At 43.5% G+C, this 20,416-nt stretch carries 10 protein-coding genes; 1 reads left to right on the forward strand and 9 read right to left on the reverse strand.

Translation table 11 applies throughout. The features are described 5' to 3' along the window. Positions 1-97: 97 nt before the first annotated feature. Complete coding sequence (locus HMPREF9009_RS03175; RefSeq protein ID WP_049701416.1) at positions 98-4,108, forward strand: hybrid sensor histidine kinase/response regulator transcription factor; 4,011 nt, start codon at positions 98-100, stop codon at positions 4,106-4,108. Positions 4,109-4,548: 440 nt separating this feature from the next. Here HMPREF9009_RS03175 and HMPREF9009_RS03180 read toward each other — a convergent pair whose 3' ends face one another. The 9 genes from HMPREF9009_RS03180 to HMPREF9009_RS03220 form a co-directional block, all read right to left on the reverse strand. Beyond that, entirely contained in the window at positions 4,549-5,451 is a 903-nt protein-coding gene (locus HMPREF9009_RS03180) for a BT_3044 domain-containing protein (RefSeq protein WP_049701417.1), read from the reverse strand. Positions 5,452-5,480: 29 nt separating this feature from the next. Further along, positions 5,481-7,277, reverse strand: coding sequence for a RagB/SusD family nutrient uptake outer membrane protein (locus HMPREF9009_RS03185; RefSeq protein ID WP_004307747.1), 1,797 nt, complete (start codon positions 7,275-7,277; stop codon positions 5,481-5,483). A gap of 25 nt (positions 7,278-7,302) precedes the next feature. After that, positions 7,303-10,386 (reverse strand): SusC/RagA family TonB-linked outer membrane protein, encoded by a 3,084-nt coding sequence (locus tag HMPREF9009_RS03190; RefSeq protein ID WP_049702228.1) that lies wholly within the window; start codon positions 10,384-10,386, stop codon positions 7,303-7,305. Between the two features lie 23 nt (positions 10,387-10,409). Continuing rightward, positions 10,410-12,296 carry a RagB/SusD family nutrient uptake outer membrane protein gene (locus HMPREF9009_RS03195; protein WP_049701418.1) on the reverse strand — a complete coding sequence of 629 codons (1,887 nt, stop codon included), beginning with the start codon at positions 12,294-12,296 and terminating at the stop codon, positions 10,410-10,412. A 20-nt stretch (positions 12,297-12,316) separates the two neighbouring features. Further along, on the reverse strand, positions 12,317-15,505 hold the full coding sequence (locus tag HMPREF9009_RS03200) for a SusC/RagA family TonB-linked outer membrane protein (RefSeq protein WP_049702229.1): 3,189 nt from the start codon (positions 15,503-15,505) through the stop codon (positions 12,317-12,319). 140 nt (positions 15,506-15,645) lie between these two features. Further along, complete coding sequence (locus HMPREF9009_RS03205; RefSeq protein WP_009040301.1) at positions 15,646-16,635, reverse strand: glycoside hydrolase family 43 protein; 990 nt, start codon at positions 16,633-16,635, stop codon at positions 15,646-15,648. Between the two features lie 44 nt (positions 16,636-16,679). Further along, positions 16,680-18,305 (reverse strand): DUF1735 domain-containing protein, encoded by a 1,626-nt coding sequence (locus HMPREF9009_RS03210; protein WP_049701419.1) that lies wholly within the window; start codon positions 18,303-18,305, stop codon positions 16,680-16,682. 12 nt (positions 18,306-18,317) lie between these two features. Next, positions 18,318-18,728 carry a hypothetical protein gene (locus tag HMPREF9009_RS03215; protein WP_004317373.1) on the reverse strand — a complete coding sequence of 137 codons (411 nt, stop codon included), beginning with the start codon at positions 18,726-18,728 and terminating at the stop codon, positions 18,318-18,320. 21 nt (positions 18,729-18,749) lie between these two features. Next, positions 18,750-20,408: a hypothetical protein gene (locus HMPREF9009_RS03220; protein ID WP_009040299.1), complete on the reverse strand. Its 1,659-nt coding sequence runs from the start codon at positions 20,406-20,408 to the stop codon at positions 18,750-18,752. Positions 20,409-20,416 lie beyond the last annotated feature (8 nt).

Consider the following 20,416-nt stretch of genomic DNA (forward strand, 5'->3'; position numbering starts at 1 on the left):
CAAACTGAACATGAGTGCTGCCCGTTTGAACAATTCTACGACTGTTCAAAACAAAAAAAGACGTATCTTTAGGTCGTGAAAATCAATCAGAAAAGCCATGAGAACCACCTTACTTAAATTCGTACTCTTATTTAGTCTCGTGCTCTTAAATACAAGCTTGTCGACGGGACAGATTCAATATAATAACATACGCTTCAAACAGCTAAGTATAGCTGAAGGACTCCCGCATAATACGATCAATGCAATCACCCAGGACAACCATGGGTTCATCTGGTTTGGTACACGCAACGGATTGTGCCGATATGACGGTTATAATATCAACCTGTTCGCACATAATGAAGCCGACAGCACCTCACTCCGCCACAATTTCATCACACGCTTATATAACGATTCGCTCCGTAACATTCTATGGATCTCTACCGATCAGGGCATCTGCAGCTATAACTACGAGACAGAAGATTTCAGCCGTTACCAGATTAAAGGGAACACTAAGGATGATGTTTGTTTCCTGAATACCAGCGATGGTGTGCTTCTGGCCGCTTGTAGCAACGGACTCTATCGCTACAATGAACAAGACAGCTTGTTCGTCCCTTTTCTTCTCGATAAAGAAAAACCTCATGTGAGATACTTTGCGGAGGACGGAGACAAAACCTTATGGATAGATACCAACAAAGGACTGATGCGATACAGTCTGGAAAAGAAACAGTTCGTTTCCCTCCCGACTCTCATCCAGCCTTTTACACAGCAATGCAACAATGCCGTCCTGATCTCGTCCAACCAGCTTTTATTTAATACTAACAACGATTTTTTCGTCTATCATATACAAAGCAATACCCTGTGTAATCTTTCGAAAGACCTTGAAGTGAAAGACTTCCGGTGTGCGGCAACCGACCATACGGGGAATATATGGGTAGGCACGGAGTATGGCATCTTTGTCTTCAACAAACTCTATCAACTGATTGCACACTACGAACAATCGGAACGGGATTTAAGTGCGCTGAACGATTCTCCCATTTACAGCCTTTATCAGGACAAGGCTCATAATATGTGGGTGGGAACCTATTTCGGAGGAGTCAATTATTATATATTCGGTTCCGACCAGTTCCAGATATATCCATACGGAGCCAGTTTCAATCATTTGAGCGGAAAGGCTGTCCGCCAGATTATCAATGCTCCGGACAATGGTCTGTACATCGCCACCGAAGATGGCGGATTGAACTACCTGGACAATAAGAAAGAAATCACCCGCGCCGAACGGCTTCACAAGCAAATGCAAATCTACGCCAAGAACATACATTCTTTATGGCTCGACAAAGATAACAGCCTGTGGCTCGGACTGTTCCTGAAAGGAGCTCTTCACTATATACCGCATCTAAACCGCACGGTGGACTATAATCTACTGTCGGATGAAGTTTCTTCCGGCTTCTGCATCATCGAAGACAAGAACGATCATATCTGGTACGGAGGCCCTTCCGGCTTATTCCTGATCGACAAGAAGAAAGCGAACTCCCGCCCAGAAAAGATTTCATCTCTCCGTGTCTTTAACCTGGTACAGTTTAATGACAGTATACTTTGGGCAGGAACCCGAAAAGGCAGTATATTTCAGATCAATACCCATACACTGAAAGTAACCTCGCTCCCTATCCTGCCGCATACCGATCTCTACATCACCTATATCTACCCCGATTCACATCAACGGATATGGATAGGTACAGACAACAACGGGCTTTATGTATCAGACCGCAACGGTAGCATTATCGCCTTTTACAGTAAAGAACAGTTGGGATCCAACGCCATCAAAGGTATCATTGAAGATGAGATGAGTAATGTTTGGGTAGGTACCGGAAACGGACTTTGTTGTATCAATTCCCAAGCAGGAAGCATTGACCGATATACCACGGCCGACGGATTGCCCATCAACCAGTTCAACTACTCCTCCGCCTGCAAGAAGCCTGACGGAGAATTGTATTTCGGAACTATCAACGGTATGATTTCTTTCTACCCGGAACAGGTACGCTCCGTCAATCCCCGTTTCAACATTGCACTGACTGCCATTTGGAGCAACAGCGAATATATGTCGCCCAACAATGAGAAAGCATTCATCCCTTCCTCTATCTCCGAACTGACAGAGATCACCCTGACGCACGAACAAGCCCAATCCCTGCGTCTCGAATACTCCGGACTGAATTATCAATATACCGACAACACTCAATATGCGATGAAAATGGAAGGTATCGACAAGGACTGGCAGTTTGTAGGCAACCAGCATCAGGTACGCTTCTCCAATCTGCCTTCAGGAAGATATATCTTAAAGATCAAAGCCAGCAAAGATGGTATCCACTGGGACGAAACGGGCCAAAAGGACCTTGCTATCAGAGTCCTTCCTCCCTGGTGGCTCTCGCCGGGAGCATATTTAGTTTATGCACTACTCTTCCTATTAATCATTTACGCCGCATACAGATATACCAAAACGCGTATCATCCTGCTCATGCGACTGAAAACGGAGCATGAACAGCGCGTCAACATAGAGAATATGAATCAACAGAAGATCAATTTCTTCACTTACATCTCCCATGACCTGAAAACACCGTTAACTCTGATTCTATCGCCTCTGCAACGATTGATCCAGCAGCCACAAATCAGCAACAACGATAAAGAGAAACTGGAAGTCATCTACCGAAACGCCAACCGGATGAATTATCTGATTAATGAACTATTGACGTTCAGTAAAATCGAGATGAAACAGATGCGTATCAGCGTCCGGAAGGGAGACATCATGCACTTTCTGGAAGAACTGTCGCACATCTTCGACATCGTAGCCGGAGAACGGGAGATTGACTTCATCGTCAATCTGGAAGACACCGAAGAGGAAGTCTGGTTCTCGCCTTCCAAGCTGGAACGGATTCTTTATAACTTGCTCTCAAACGCATTTAAATATACCCAGCCCGGCGGATACGTCAAGTTGAGTGCCAAACTAATAAAAGAAGAGAAGGGGACATTTGTGCAAATCTCTGTCAAAGACAATGGCAGGGGGATTCCTAAAGAAGCTCAGGAACAAATATTTGAAAGTTATTACCAGGTTGAGAAGCGAGACCATCGCGAGGGATTCGGACTGGGATTATCGCTTACGCGTTCGCTCATACACATGCACAAAGGAGAAATCCGGGTAGAAAGCGAAGTCAATGAGGGTTCGGACTTTATCGTTACCCTGAATGTATCGGAGGATGCTTATGGTCCCGATGAACGCTCGTCCGAGAACATCACGACCGAAGAAATACAGAAATATAACCAGCGAATCAAGGAAACCATCGAACTCATTCCCGAAAAGCTGACCAACAAAGAAAAAGATCCTGCTCGGGAATCTATTATGATTGTGGAGGACAACAAAGAAATGAATGATTATCTTGCCAGCATATTCAGTGAGAAATATGATATTATACGGGCGTATAACGGTGCGGAAGCCTGCAAGAAGATAGCCAAACAGCTGCCCAACCTCATTATATCGGATTTAATGATGCCGGTGATGGACGGCCTGGAATTCACGGAACGTGTCAAACAGGACGTAACGACCAGCCATATCCCCGTTATCCTCCTGACTGCAAAGACTGATGAAAACGATCATACGGAAGGTTATCTGCGAGGAGCCGATGCGTATATCACCAAACCTTTCAACGCCAAGAATCTGGAACTGCTGGTACAGAATATCCAAAAGAGCCGGAAACAGAGTATTGAACACTTCAAACAGGCAGAAGAACTGAACATCAAGCAAATAACCAACAACCCGCGGGATGAAATATTCATGAAAGAACTGATGGAACTGATTATGGCGAACCTCACCAAGGAAGACTTCGGAGTAACGGAAATCACAGCCCATCTCCGCATCAGCCGCAGCCTGTTGCACATGAAGCTGAAATCACTCACCGGATGCTCCATCACTCAATTCATACGGACCATCAAAATGAAAGAGGCTAAAACTCATTTACTGAATGGTATGAATGTCTCCGAAGCATCATTTGCCGTCGGTATATCAGATCCGAACTACTTTACAAAGTGTTTCAAGAAAGAATTTAATATCACTCCGACAGAGTTTCTCAAACAGTTGAAATAGAAAGCAAAAGTAACTGCTTCAGAAATTCAACCTACCCTTAGACAACGTGTCAACTATTAATAGAAAAGTTCTTTTGCTCCCTTTGCAAAGATCTCTTCCCTTCATAGTAAAGTTGTCTTTGCCCTATTTCAAACTATAAACGCAAGTTCCGTTTATATAATTGCAAGCTTTGTTTTTATAAACGGAACTTGCATTTATAAAAACAAAGCTTGCAATTATAGTTTGGAATGAAGAAAAAGGAAGTTATCCAACCGGCAAAAAGAAGTTTGGTCTATATCAAAAGGAAGTTAGCTATTAATAGCCAACAGGGCAAGTAGGTATATATTGTAAATCAACTACGCCCAACAGAAAAAGATATCGCCGGTAATTAATCTGCAACATTCACTGATGTAGCTAATTACCGGCGAGCAATAGAAATCTATAATCAACTCATACCTATTCTACCATTCCTGGAAGCGTAAATCAGCTTCCGGATTCTGACGACGAATCAGTTCCTCGTCAACCTGATAAGTGACGCCACCTTTCGTGTACTTATAAGAAAGGGTAAACTTAGGCTGTTTCCCTACAAATTCCAATGATTCGGCTGCAGGATCTAATGTGGCGGATGCATCTGTGATAGCGACGCTTCCTCCGGCTTCAATATTGACGCTTCCATCCGGATTGACTGTCAGATTCACCGACTCATTGTTTTCCAATGTGTTTCCGAAACCCGGTCTGCGTACTTTGTTTCTACCTAACGAAACAAAGTCGCGGGTCATATTCTGACTCAAATCCTTGTTACTGTATTCAGTAACCTGCTGGGTAGACAAATTGGTAACTTTTCCTTTCACAAAGTAGGTACCATGATACTGGCTGACAAATTTGACAACTACAATACTGTAATCCTTCAAATTACCATTCACATCAGTACTAATTTCATCCTGATTATGATCGACCAACCGGAAAGGGATTGCATAGTGCTTGTTCAAAGCAGCATTGTCTTCATAGAAAGCATCGGAGAAAGTCACTTTCACATCTGCGATTGCCAGGTTCGGGTTGCTGATCGTCATCTTGTTCGGATTAGCCAACTGATAATAGTTTCCCGGCATTAGTGTCAAGCCCGTACCATCCAATAAAGACGGATCGATCTCGAATGTAGCCCAATCATCGGTATGCACCTCTCTTTTACCGCCAATAGCCACTCCTACCTTTATCGACATATCTGTATCGGCTACCAGTGTCCGCAAAGGTTTTTGCGAAGCAAAGTACACAGAACTCTTATCGTAGTCCTTTTCATAATCGTCATAACAAGCAGTCATCAGAACGCTTATCAGCCCTATCCATAATATATTTAGTCTTTTCATTGTAAATAAGTATTTATATCAACAGCACGTTATTCCCAACCCTGATTATTCATTAGATTCTTATTCTTTTCCAGCTCTGCATACGGTAATGGCATGAAATAGTTTTTCACTTCATATTTCCGTTGTTCCACTTTCTGTACTTTGAAGCTGAATGTGCCATCTTCATTGCGGGTAACGGCAACACCCTCCACCTCTTCGTTCAACGGTAATACCCAACGACGCATATCAAAATAACGATGATTCTCGAAAGTAAATTCCAAGCGACGTTCGTTCTGAATCAACTTTCTGAACGAGTCCTTACTTTGAGCCATTTCATCCAGATAAAGATCAAAATTGATACCCCCGGCTTGCGAACGGATTGTTTTCAATATTTCGTATGCAGAATACAGGCATCCTTCGGCTTTCACCGTCGGGTTGCCCCAAGCCTCATTGGCAGCTTCGGCAAAGTTAAGAAGAACTTCCGATTTCCGTAACAAAGGATTGTAATGAACCGAGTTTAACGTCTGAATCGGATTCAGCATAGCCGATTTCTTGGAAACGAATTTAGCCAGATAATAACCCGTACGTGTAGCATTCTCACTAAACGAAGGAGAATCTTTTCCACCCTCGGACATATCCAACGGCTGACCGGAATCGCCAAATGTAGCACTATGATAGTAGACATTCAGCGCAAAGCGATTATCCAGTACGGCATAAAGCTGCGTCAGATCGAAATCAGGATCAGACAGATCGACACCGGAACGAACATCGGTTGCCGGATAACCATTCTTCGCATAAAAAGCCTTTACCAGATTATGAGAAGGAGTGGCACGGGCACTTCCGTAGTAGAACGGCGGGAAATGAAGGCCTTCCAACAGGTTATTATTAAAATATCTGCGGAAAGCATAATCGGAACTTTCCGTCTGAACATCGGCAATGGAGGAAGCCGTAACAGGAACATAAGTTCCGAAACCTTCCATGCCCAGAATCTTATTGATCTCTTTGGCTACCGCTTCCCATTTTGCTTGGTAAACCGTAGGGTTCAGTATTTCGAATTGTCCCATGCCGGTGATCTTCGTCACGTCATCATCCTGCATGGCAGGGCTTGCGCTATATAAAAGCGCACGACTTTTCAGAACAGCTGCCGCCGCTTTCGTGGCACGACCGATTTGTGTATTACCGAACTCCAAGTCATCTCCCTGATACACGTTCGGCAATAACTCGATGGCATTATTCAAATCGTTGACGATAAAATCGACTGTTGCCTGATAAGTAGGACGAAGAAATTCACCGTTCTGCGCGGCCTCATCCTGCGAAATAAAATGATCTGCCAACGGAATACCCAACGCTTTTCCATTCTTCGCCTTTCCGCCGTACATCTTCAATAGCTCAAAATGCCACCATGCACGCAGGAAATACGATTCACCTTCCAGACGCAGCTTGATTTGCTTGTCCACTTCCGGGTCGGTGCGGTTGTACTGCACTTGGTCGGTTAAGCCGTTTTCGAGGAAAGAGTTTACATAGTTCAGCATGTTGTACGCATTACTCCAGTTTCCGATTGGGTTGTTAAACGCTGTCATCCCACCCATATTTAATTTATAGACAGAAGAGCTGCGCAGATTAGTCACTGCATTATCGGTAGCACAATCCAGAAAGTTATCTTCAAAACAATCCGGACGGTTGGCTATGCCATTATAAGCTTTATATAGTACGCCTTGAGCAAGTTCCGGCACTCTCCAGGTATCAGAGTCTCCGATCTGCCATGTCACCTTTGTATCCAATGTGTCGTCACAAGCACAAAAGAGAAACAGACCTGCTAAAACGCAACTTCCTAATATATGTTTCATATTGCCATCTATTAATTGTTCAAAATTAAAATACAAAAGAGACTCCGCCTGTAAAAGTACGCGTCACCGGGTAGTTTGTCACACCGGCATTCAGCAATTCAGGATCCAAATCTTTCACGGAAGAAAGCACAAACAAATTTGCACCACGAGCGAAAACCTTCATCTTCTTCACGACCGAACTTGGGGAGAACTGATTGAACGTGTAGCTCAATTCAACATTCTTCATACGGAAGAAGCTTGTATTCTTCAACCAGAAAGAAGAATTGCGGAAATTGTTCTCACCGGCAGTGGTTGTCAGGCGCGGATAACTTCCGGTCGGATTGTTTGCCGGATGATAACGATCTAATGCCAGTTTAGAGTATTTACCTTCTCCATTGTTCCAATAATAAGCATTTGTTGCCCAAGTGTGAACGCCCAGTTCGGAATATCCCTGAAGATACAATCCCCAGCCTTTGTAACTTACATTGAAATCGATGCCCAATGTAGTACGTGGGAATGAGTTTCCGAGTTCCTTTACGTCACGACCGTCAATGATCTTATCGCCGTTCAGGTCTTTGTAGGCGATGTCGCCTTCCTGATAATCGGCAAACGTCTGGGGGGCATGTCCGTTGATGGCTACATCTTTGCCAAATAATCCTTCGGCAACCAGTCCCATCATAGCATCGGTAGAACGCCCCACTGTATAACGGTATTCTTCACCATGTTTCACCTGGTTCCATTTCAATACTTTATTCTTAGACCATACGAAATTAGCTCCTACCGAATAAGACCAGTCGTTGATACGGTCGCTCCAAGTGAACATTCCTTCTATACCATGATTCAAGACGGAGCCCATGTTATCCTGGTAGGTAAAGTTGCCTGTATAATCCCCGTAAGAGGCATCGACAGAACCGATGATGTCCGTATGTTTCTCACGGAAATAGTTTATTTCGGTATATAAGCGGTTGTTCAGGAACAGGCCTTCCACACCGATGTTCCATTCTGCTGCCTTTTCCCATTTCAGGTTCGGATTGCCTGCACGGACAAAAGTGGAATAGTAAGCCGTAGCACCGTTGTTCGTTGTTCCGAACCGGAAGCTGCCGTCTTGCGACCAGGCACGTTCATACAATAAATGTTCCGTGCTTCTGTCATAGCCCAATATACCGGCACTGGTTTTCAGTTTCAGGAAGTTCACGTATTCATTGTCTTTCAGGAAATCTTCATTGCTTAGAATCCAGGCTAGGCCGCCTGCTGCCGAGAAGAAGTATTTATCTCCCGATTTGAAACGGTTGCTTCCCATCAATGCCATGTCGGCTTCCACAGCATAGCGGTGGTCATACATATAGTTCAGACGCAATGCGTAGTTTGCATTGATGATGTCTTGGGTCACTCCCTGATTCGTTGTTTTCGAGTACATGTAAGTCAGCCGTGCCGATACATCATGCTTTTGGTTGAATGTATTCTCGTATGCGGCAAAGGCATTCCAACCCAATGTCTGCTGCAAGGTAGTCGACTTCCGGCTTTGTGAAGTGGCTACATCTGTTTTCTTCATCTGGGTGTACATAATTTGTTCCTCACCGGCAAAGTCACGATATGTCTTGATGGCATACGTCGGATAGACTTTGCTCAAAGAGAGTTGCAGGTAATCATAGTTGTCGAAAGAAAGGAAAGCACCGGCTTTCAATCCTTTTGTCAGCATATCAAGATCAAATTTCAAACCGATATTGGTCTGGCTGCGTGTATAACGCTCATCCGTATATCCTCCGTACATCGTTTCCGCGTATGCATTCATCGGACGCAACAGACTTGCGCCAAACAAGGGAATCCCGTCCGAGCTGGCCAGTCCGGTTTCTTCCGGTGACATAGTCAGCGGGTATTCATTCGGACGATGCGTAGACAGGGCCGTAAATACCTGACCACAGTCCAATTGCCCCCATTTACGCATTTCCATACGTCCGGCAACGTCTGCGGATATAGTCAGGAAATCCGTTACATTGAAGTCGAGGTTTCCGCGAAGAGTCAGGCGGTGCAATTGCGGAGTATAGGTGACGTCTTCAAATCCGCTACCTCCTACATATCCGGCAATCAGGGCATAACGCACTCTGTCGGTACCACCCGTCATATCGAACGATACTTTCCGATAGTTGGCATTTTTGTTCAATAACTGATCGTACAAATCGACGTTCGGATACAATAGGTCATTGGCTCCTTTGGAGTTTTTATATCCTTCCAGTTGTTTCTGATTATAGTAAGGAGTCAATCCGTCATTTGCACGCGCTTCATTGTACAGATTAGCATACTGATAAGAATTCAGAAAATCAGGAGTACGCGTCATCTGTACCACACCTGCTTCGGCGGTTGCGTTATAAATGCGGCGGTTGGCCTTTCCTCTGCGGGTAGTCACCCAAAGTACGCCATTCGCAGCACGTGCCCCATAAAGAATCTTGGCAGTGGCATCTTTCAGCAACTCGATACGTTCGATTTCTTCAGGAATCAAATCCGCTGCCGGACGTTCCACACCATCGATGATAACAATAGCTGTATTCTCCGACATGCCATGCTGGCCACGGATAAATAAATCAGGCGTATTATTACCCAATCCGCTGACTGTGGAGCGAACTTGCAGACCTAACATTTTACCTTGCAGCATATTAGTCAGCGTCAAATCAGGGAACGTTCCGAACTGTCCGTTCTCCAGTACGCTCGTTGCGCCTACTTCATTCCCTTTATATGTCTTGCCACCATCGGCTCTATTCACCAGCGATTCTTCGGTCAGGAACAGAGGCTCTTTCTTCAGGACAATCTTTTCAGGAACGATATTGCTGCCTGTCAGCTTATACACTTTATCTTCATATCCCAAAGCCTCCACCATGACGGTTGCGTCATTCTCGACCTTCGTCTGAAAACGTCCCTTTGCATCTGTATATAGAACGACTGCGCCTTCTCCACAAATGATAGAAACATTCTTCAACGGGTTACCTTTCTCGTCGGTAACAATAGAAACTACTTCCACCAAAGGCTTCTTCGCCGACTTTCTCTTTGATTTATTCTGTGCGAAAGTCAGGCTAGAGCCAACAATAAGGACAAATATGAGCCCTATCAGTCTTATATATCTAATCTTGTTTCTCATATACTTTTCTTTATTTATAGGTATCACCATCCGGGGTTCTGTTGAAGATTATCCAAAGCCGCCACTTCATCCATCGGTAGCGGATACCAATAATTACGCTTGTTAAACGTCCGTACGGCTGTCCTCACCGGGACATACTCGTAAGTAAAGTCGGTCAACTTATAAGTGCAGGCTTTATCCTCTTTCAACTGGTTGGCCGTATAAGAATGGTTGATCGGAGTTGCTTTGACACCCATGATCGGATATTCACCCTTAAACAGGTCTTCAGCAATCATCCAACGGCGGATATCATACCAGCGGTGTCCTTCGAACATCAATTCCACACCACGTTCCCGGCGATAAGCTTCTCTAAAGTCAACTCCATCCGGCAGTTCACCGATTCCGGCTCTTACACGGATTTTATTCAAAGCCTGACGGGCCGACATCGTACAACCCGTAACGACTGCATCCGGATCACCTGTCGCTTCGTATGAAGCCTCTGCCATATCCAGATAAACTTGCGAAACACGAATGTACACAGCCACCAAACGATATAATTGGAAACCAGCTTCGCCAAACAAAGGCACACTTGCTTCCGGCCAAATGAACTTCTTACACATATATCCGGTCTGTTGAGAGCCTCTCGTAAACTGATTGGTAGAAATGAAGTTCTCGGAGTAACCGCCCGAATAAGTAGTCAGATAATAGGGAACACCCTGTAAATTCTTTCCCCATTGCTCACCGGGCACGAGGATATTATTAGTGAAACGAGGGTCTCTGTCCGAGTAAGGGTCGGTAGTCTTTACCGCATCATAGCCGGAACGCGGATCAGTGATTGGATAGTAGTTGCCGTCAGCTCCCTTACGTTCGTACATATCTACCGCATTTTGTGTCGGAGCATTATAAGGAGTACCTTCGGCACCGGTCTTGTTATCGTATGGTTGTGTCAGCCATTGCGCTCTGACGAAAGCAGACCAGTTGCCATGATGCCAACGCAGGAACCATAAGTATTCCGGCTGTGCGAATTGATTGGAATTAGGCATTAATTGAATACTACGATATTCGTCGTGATTCATCAAGCGATAATATTCGTGGCTTTCAATAGCGTTGATCGCCTTTTGCGCACTACGGGCAGCTTCGGCAGCCATCTCTTTTCCATATCCTTTGTTTTCAATAGAATTCAAGTCGTTCTGCATCAAAGGGCTGGCAGCATACAGCTGTGTCATCGCTTTTAATGCCATGGCGCCTACTCTGTCAGGCCGCCCATGTTCCTCGTCAGGCCAGCTTATAGGTAAATATTCAATGGCTTTATCCAAGTCTGTCTGCATCCAAGCATTGGATTCCTGATAAGTTTTACGGGGAAAGTCAAAGTCGTCCGATGCTCCCCAAAGCTGGTCAAAGATGGGCATTCCGCCATATCGTTTGATAATCTCAAAATAGAAGTAGGCACGCAGGAAATGAGCCTGTCCCAACAGTTTTCTCCTTTGGTCGTCTGTGATGGATTTCACTTGATCGACTCCACTAATTACACGGTTCACGATACGAAGTCCGGTATAGGCACGAGCAATAGCACTTTTGTTATTCTTCCCGTCACTTTTACTTCCTATTTCGAAACGTGTACTAGCATTCTCCAGCCAATTACCTGCATTGACAAACTTCGACGGATCATTATCGCGAACGGATGCATATTCATCCGATAAATTACCTACCGTTACGTATGTATTCGAATAAGAGTTGATACCATGTGTAAAGATTAATATATCATCATTTTGAAAGATGCGGTCCATGAACCCTAACAAACTGCTATAATCTTTATAAACATCATCTTCGGAAAGTCCGTCATCAGGAGAGCGGTCCAGATAGTCCTCACAGCTTCCTACAAACAGCCCCAATAGAATGATCCATATCCAATTCAACTTATGTCTTCTCATATCAGTAAATTTAAAGTGTCTCATAATCCTAATCTAAAACCAATGTTATAACGTCTCACCACCGGATAAACATTCTGTCCCGAATGTTCGGGGTCACGGCGGGAATCACCTTTTGAGAACGTCAACAGATTGGTACCGTTGACATATACTTGCAGTTTTGTCAGACGTAAAGGCTGCAACCAACGCTTCGGAATCTGATAATTCACTTCCAGGTTCTTCAAGCGAAGATAAGCATGGTTGGTATATGTGTATGTACTAGCCACCGAATTATAACTTCTCTGAACATGAATACTGGGGCGAATCGGACCGCTTTGAATCGGAGCATCGGCTGTCCATGTATTCAACGTATTTGGTTGAGCCTTGATATTACCTTCCGGAAAATCCCATAAATAGGAAGGAATCGCTTCTTTATAAACGTCCATAGCACTGTACCACAACATATTGAATCCGATTCCTTTGTAAGAACCTCCCAATGTAAATCCGAGGGTAGTAGTCGGATAGTTCAGGTTTTTCATCGGAACCATATCCTTAGCATCAATCATGCCGTCACCATTATAATCGATGTAATACAAGTCTCCCGGAATCAATGTATTATGTGTACCATTGGCAATAGTGGACTGCGCCGAGTTATAAATATCATCCAATGACTGGAAGTTTCCTGTTGCCAGGTATTTATTCACATATCCGATTGACTTTCCGGCTTTTTTCAAATATTCGCTCTGATTCTTCGGGTCATCAATAAAGACAACACGGTTCTCACTGGTTGCAAAATTAAACTTCGCGTAATAATTAAACTTTCCAATACGGTCGTTCCAAGCAATATCCAGTTCAAGACCGTGATTTTTAGTCTTACCCAGATTCACCTGCGGAAAAGCAATACCACTATCGGCCCATGACGGAATCGTATTACGTGTCATCAAAATGTTATTACGCTTTTCATCGAACAAGTCCACAGTAAAGTTTAGTTTACCCCACAAACCTATTTCGATACCGATATTCTGCTTAATAGATTCTTCCCAGGTAGCATCGGGGTCGGCCAATTTTCCTTCTTTGTATAAAGGTCCCCAGTTACTGGTCTGATATTTACCAAACTGCGCATTGGCAGATAGTTGCTCAAACTTCTGAATATAGTTGAAACGGGTAGCACCTTTATCATTACCAACTACTCCATACGAATAGCGCACTTTCAGGTTGGTCAGTACACCTTTGGTCAATTTCTTTACCCATGGTTCTTCACTGATACGCCAACCAATAGAGGCAGAGGGGAAGAATCCGAAACGGCGTCCCGGAGCAAATTTTTCCGAACCAGTGTAGGCACCGTTAAATTCAGCAAGATAACGCTCTTTGAAGTTGTAAGTGACACGGCCTACCCAGTCTTCTTCGTAAGCCGGGAAGTTCATCACACCCGAATTAGCAGTATTGGTTGATTCGTTCATCTTACGGTTAAACACAAATAAGGCGCTTACATCGTGATCGCCAAACTGGCGACTATAATTCAATGCTAATTCGTAATAAAGTTTACGTCCGTAAGCCTTGAATCCGTCATAAACACCACCGACAGGCAAATCTCCGGGAGCATTTTCATCTGGATAGCGTTTCTCGGTATAATTATAAGTAATTGTTCCGTCAGCATTGTAAATAGGATTCGTGTAATCATACACACGATTAATACGAATATGCGTACGTTGGGCAACCAAGTCATCCTTACCCAAAATCTTACCCGGCATAATCTGGGTAGTCCATGAAGAAGAAGTAGTGTAAGACAATGATGCTTTCAATGACAGTCCCTTTGTAATAAAGTCCAGCTTCTGATTCAAGATTACATCATAGAAACCTTGATGCTGTTTAATATTACGACTACCTCCTTCGTTCATCAGACAGGCTATATTTTGATCGGAACTTAACCCGTCTCCCCATATTCCATTACTATATTTAATCGGAAATTCATTACTTGGAGCCGTAAAGAACGTTTTAAAAAAACGTTCATCCGGAGAATCGACATTCTCATAATAAGACGGTTGGTTCTGATAACCCATCTTACCGGCCACATTGAACGAAAGTTTAGTAGTACTTGTGATATTGAAGTCGAAATTACTACGCCAGTTATAACGACGGTAAGAGAAGGAAGGATCGAAATCCTCTTGTTTGGTAGTATTAAAAATATCTCCGTCATGCAAATAACCCAAAGATACGAAATAACTCATTTTCTTCGTACCACCACGTACATTAAGATTATAAGCCTGTTCATAACCTACATTCTTTACCAGTTCTTTCCACCAGTCCACTTCGGGAAAGACATCGTTATACGGACCGTAATTTCCGGTAGCATACGCATTTTCCCATGCGGTAATGGTAGATTCGGGAACCATTGCTCCCCAGTTACCATCATTAGCCTGGGCTCTGTTATATTGTTTCATAGAGGTCACATAGTCAGACCATTCAGGAGCAGCAGAAGGTTGTTTAAAACCGAAGTTAGCTGTAAATGATATTTCCGGTTTCTGTTCGAGTCCGCGTTTGGTTGTCAGCAAGATAACGCCGTTCGCACCTTTCACACCGTAAACCGCAGTTGCCGAAGCGTCTTTCAGTACAGAAATAGATTCGATTTCGTTCACATCGACATCGTTGAAGTCACGTTCGATACCATCCACTAATACCAGTGGCTCCGCTTCTCCCCAAGTAGACTTACCACGAATCAATAAAGAAGCTTTATCGGCTCCCGGCTTTGAAGTGGAATTGATGGCAACCACACCCGGCATCTGACCTTGCAAGGCTTCGGAAACGGAGTTCACGCTACCTATCTTTAATAAATCATCTCCTTTTGCAGTAGCAATGGAACCGACACTGGATACCTTTTTCTGTACACCGTATCCAACCACTACCACTTCTTCCAGTGTCTCCGTATCTTCTCCTAAAGAGATTACTCCTAAAGTCGTTTTATTCTTTAAATCCAGTTCCAGAGTTTTATAACCCACATAAGAAATGACAAGTATGTCTCCTTTCGATGCCTTCACAGTAAAATTACCGTCAAAATCAGTAATCGTACCGCTTCCCGTACCTTTCACGCGAACACTGACGCCAATCATCGGTTCACCAGATACTGCATCCTTCACTTGTCCCTTCCAATAATCTTGTTGTGCCTGCACGTCCAGCGCACAAAACAAAAAGCAACAAAGACATAAGAAAGAAAAATAAAGTCTGTCTCTTTTCATAAACATTATTTTTAACTGTTAACAAATTCTTTATCTCAAGACACAAATTAAGCGGGAAAATCTTCAAATGAAAAGGAAGATTATCCTCAAAACCCGTACAAATGTGCAAAATAGATTTCTCTACTACATTTCTGAACAAATCATTTCCACATTGGCTTTATGACGTGCTCTTTGTCTACGGTGATGTTGTATATGCCATCGTTTCCTTTCTTCAGGATGAGCGGAACAATACGTGTTTTACGAGGGGACACGGTGGAATCTGAACGATGAACGTGGTAAACATAGTAATATTTTCCATCCAGACCTTTAAATACATCTCCATGTCCTGATCCGTTTTCTCCTACGAGGCTGCGATGAATGATCGGACTGTTCGGATGCTTTTTCCACGGACCGAAAGGGGAAGAAGCAGTGGCATAACCTACCGAATAGTCGATATTCATAAAATGATTGGCAGAATAGAAGAGGTAATATACCCCGTCCCACTTCATAACAGTCGGTCCTTCCATCACCGGTGCAGACTTATAGTTCGGAGTCTTTTCCCAAGGCTCCGTACAGTCCATACATTGTTTCAATGTTTCCGGTTTGATACTTCCTTTCTTTATGTCAAACTCGGCTACCCAAAGATAATTGCCTTTATTAAAGCGGACATGATACAGGTAGTATTTTCCATCATCATCCTTAAATAGGAAAGAGTCTATATTCTTAGCGGAAGCGTCTATCGGTTTGACTTCCTTCTGCCGGAAAGGACCGAACACCGATTTGGAAGAAGCGATCACCGTTTGCTCATTGGCGGTATAAGTGAAATAATAAGTTCTTTTATCCTTAAAATATTGAGGTGCCCAGAAGCCTTTTTCACCATACGTTCGATCTCCTTTCCGAAGTATCAGTTGCAGGGAGGTTCCATCAGGCACCGTCCAATGCTCCAGATCGGTCGATTCGAGGATAGCAAAGCCCTGCGGTTCCTGATTGCGTGTGCCGGTGAGGTAATACTTGCCGTTTTCCACATAAATTGTAGGATCGGCATAAGTGATCTCCTTCTCATTAACCGAATCAGCCCGTACCCCAGTGACAGACAAACCAATGATTCCTAATGCGAGAATAAGTCTTTTTGTCATTTTATATTTTTTCATACCTATTTTATTCTATATCTGATCTTTATCTCATCTACAAAATTTCAATCTAACATCCAAACCAAACCGGGTTTCTCCCCTGCGAGATTCCATATTGCTTCATCCCAAGAAAGAGCCTTGGCAGCATCTATCGGGGTACTCATCGTAGAAAGACCATTGTAACGGTCGGCACCAAATGTTTGTGCTCCGTAATCGGGTATTTCTTCGTCTACGATAGCGGGCGTATTGGCAGAGAAACGACATTCCATATTTGGATTCGCATAGCAATTATTAGCCTCATTCTTGTTAAAGCGTCCGCAAATTCTTCCCGACTTAGGTGCACCGTTAGAGAATAATTTCTGGTTCCAAGCCACACAATGTGTTACGGTGATTCCTGTCGCCTTGTTAGCAAATCCCATAATACCGCCTACCTGATTTTGAGCGGAAATCTCGCAATCGGAATAACAATAAGAGATCACAGCTGTCGGACTAGGATCTACAAATCCGGCAATACCACCCGCAGGATTCGCCACTTTCATCGGGAAAGCTTGTGCGAGACCTGAAGAATAACACTGCGTAACGATAGAATATAACATACGTCCAACGATGCCTCCTACACATGATTCAGTCACAATATCCCCAGTGGAAGAGCATTGAGAGATCGTTGCTCCGCCTCTCGTTTCCCCACAAATACCGCCGGCGCACCATACGGCAGTAATATCCGTTGCCGATGTACACTGATGAATTTTACTATCTGCACCATGAAGTCTTGCACAGATACCACCAGCCTGACCGTTATCCCAGGCAGCCGCTCCCGTTCCCGAAGTTAAAGAAATCGTACCGGATACCCGAACATTCTCCACGATACCCGGAGAAGTAGCAGCTCCCACCTGTCCGGCAAGGATGCCTGCCATCTTTGTATTGGCTGTAATCTGCGCATTTTCAAAGTTTATATTGGAACACTTACCAACCAACAATCCAAAGAATCCCTGATTAACAGAAGAGGAAGTATTTACTTTCAGATTACGAATCGTATGGCCGCCTCCATCCAATACAAGTTGTTTGGAAACCGAGGTCTCTATCGGTTGCCAGTCTACACCTTGCAAATCAATATCATTCTCTATCTTGGCATAGATCGTCTTACCATCTTTGAGTTTCTCTCCGAGAGTTATCAAGTCGTTCGTTGTCGCCACGGTATAAGGGTTGTCGATTTCTCCCTGTTTCTGTTGCAGGAAGAAAGTCATTGTACTTTTCTCTTGATTGACTGCAAGATCGTCGGAAACCAGTTTCAAACCGAGAACGTATTTCTTTGATCCGTCAAGCGTACCTAAATCATGGAAGCGCAAATTTACCATACGCAGGACATCGTCCCCCTTAAAATTAAAATTATTTCCATCCAGATCATAATATTCCACAGGTAAGAGGTGATATTCTTCACCAAACTCTTTGGCATCGACAACAGCCAATTTCGCCTTTGCTTCTTTTTCGCAATGGCTTTTCTCCACCATAATGTTATATTGGTATTCCGGCTCATCCAGATATAAATCATATTTGCCTGTCTGATAAAGCGACAAGGTAATATTGGAATAGGTAACTTCAGCCTTTTCCGGCTGTGTCAGATCCATGACTTCACCACATGATATCAACGAAAACACCATTAATGACGCTACAATAGGAATGTATCTTTTCATAATATCTTTCTTTTAATTATTAAAAACAGGGATTACCATACCGACGTTATCTCCTGACAACCAAACTTTATCTCCGTCTATACGAACTACCTCCATCTCCATCCCTTCTTTGAGGAAAGAAACTCCTTGGAATGAGAATTCAGCCTTTATCTTTTGACCGACAGCCGTGGGCTTCCCGTCAAACTTCACATGAATGTATTTGCTTTGATCCGAATTTTGCAGGCGATAAGTCAACCGTTTAGGATTAATTGCAGCCTGAAGTTGTTCCTGCTCTGTAAAAGTACAAATTCCATCCAAACTATAAAACCCAACTTCGGTATATCCTGTTATATTCTTCTTATCAACCCCGTTTTCGGCATATTCCGTCTCCGCACAAGAGGTGAAAGCCAACAAACATACCAACACTACATATATTACTTTCATAAGCGAATAAATTTAAGATAATTACTTTCTAATAGTTGTCGACAATATTTCTACCGATCCATCCTTATAAGTCACTTCGGCGGTAAGTATTTGTCCGTTCAGGTTCTTATTCACTATATTGATTTCCTGTCCATCCAGCTTTACTTTATAAGATGAGACATCAGCCGGCAAATTTAATAGTTGTACTAACATATATTCATCCACTTGTTGATATTTCAACAAAGGAAACTTTCCTGTTACAGACTTGGTCTTAACATCATCCTTCCACAACACGGCATCATCCGATTTCAGCAATGCTACATGGTAGGCAGTTCCGGGAACAAGATTTTCAACCAATGTATAGTCATTCTCCGAATCAAGCGACCGACGTACTACCTCTGTTCCATTTTCATCTGTTACTGACAATATACCTGTTTTATCGGCTCCATTCCCCCAACGAATGAACAATTCCCGTTGCCCTCCGACAAGGCTGGAAACTGCCAATCCATCCCGGGCAGCGATGAAATCGGGATACAGCAATGGATTGGGATTGTAGAATCCGTCTGCATCCAGTCCTAAATAACGGGAAAAATAAATTCCTCCAAGTTCCCACATTTCAGTCTTCGCATCGTAAACAGCTCTCGCTCCACCGGGAACCACACTAAAACGTCCGGTAATGGCATACGTATCATATTTCTTGAACACCTCATAAAAAGTTTTATACCAATTCTTCGGATACCAGGAATAACTCTCAAAAAGGCTCTTGAACTCGGTTGCACTGACCGGTGTACCGGCGTTAGCTTTTTCGGCTATCAGATTAAGATATTCGTAAATTTTCATCCCGGCCGTATAACCATGCTTGGTTCCCCATTCTCCCAGTGCGTCGGCTACATGAGGATTTAAAGCACGTACCATAGAGAATTCCGTGCAAATCAGTTTCTTTGTTACACCATATTTATCGCGGATAATACGGAAATCATCTTCCGCCTGGTTGATTTTCAATGCGTGAACGTGTAAGTCGAGCCCTACAACATTAGGATTGTTATTAACCACAGAGACTACCGCAGGTACCGTTTCGCTCTTCGGCAATTCGGATACACGGTTCAATGCTCCGGCATAAATATCAAATGTCCATCCATTAGCCTGTTTCCAGGCAGTCAGCCGATTGGCAAACTCATTCAGAAATGCCCGATAATCCTCACCGTCCGCATGACAGAGATCGGTATCCAATGCATTCTCCCATTCCGGTTCGTTACCCATGACAAGTATTTCAATATTCTTCGCCATATCATAGGTTTTCAGTAATACTTCAGTTGCCTGAAATATGTACTCCATCTCCTTAGTTCCTACTTTGGGAACCGTGTCGGTATATAATTCAAAAGGTATTTTCAGGCTCAATATAAATTTCACACGGTCGCCCAAGGCTTTCTTGGCCTGAATAAATTTCAGTGTAGGAATATGTGTCCTGATGGCATTTTCTTTCACACCAACAATCTTCCCGTTTTCATTCTGAAGAAACAGATTGGGGATATTGACAAATCCTCTCACCCAAGTCACTTTCGACTGTTTCAACATCTCTATTTCCGTAATCGGGTAATCTATATTTTCATTATAGTTCGCCCCCAAATCCTGCGCCTTTGTTCCCATCGAACATAAGAACAGCAATACAAACATTAAAAAAGCTTTCATTTTCATATACATACTTCAAG

It is taken from the genome of Bacteroides sp. 3_1_13 (assembly GCF_001185845.1).
GTDB classification, from domain to species: Bacteria; Bacteroidota; Bacteroidia; order Bacteroidales; family Bacteroidaceae; genus Bacteroides; species Bacteroides xylanisolvens.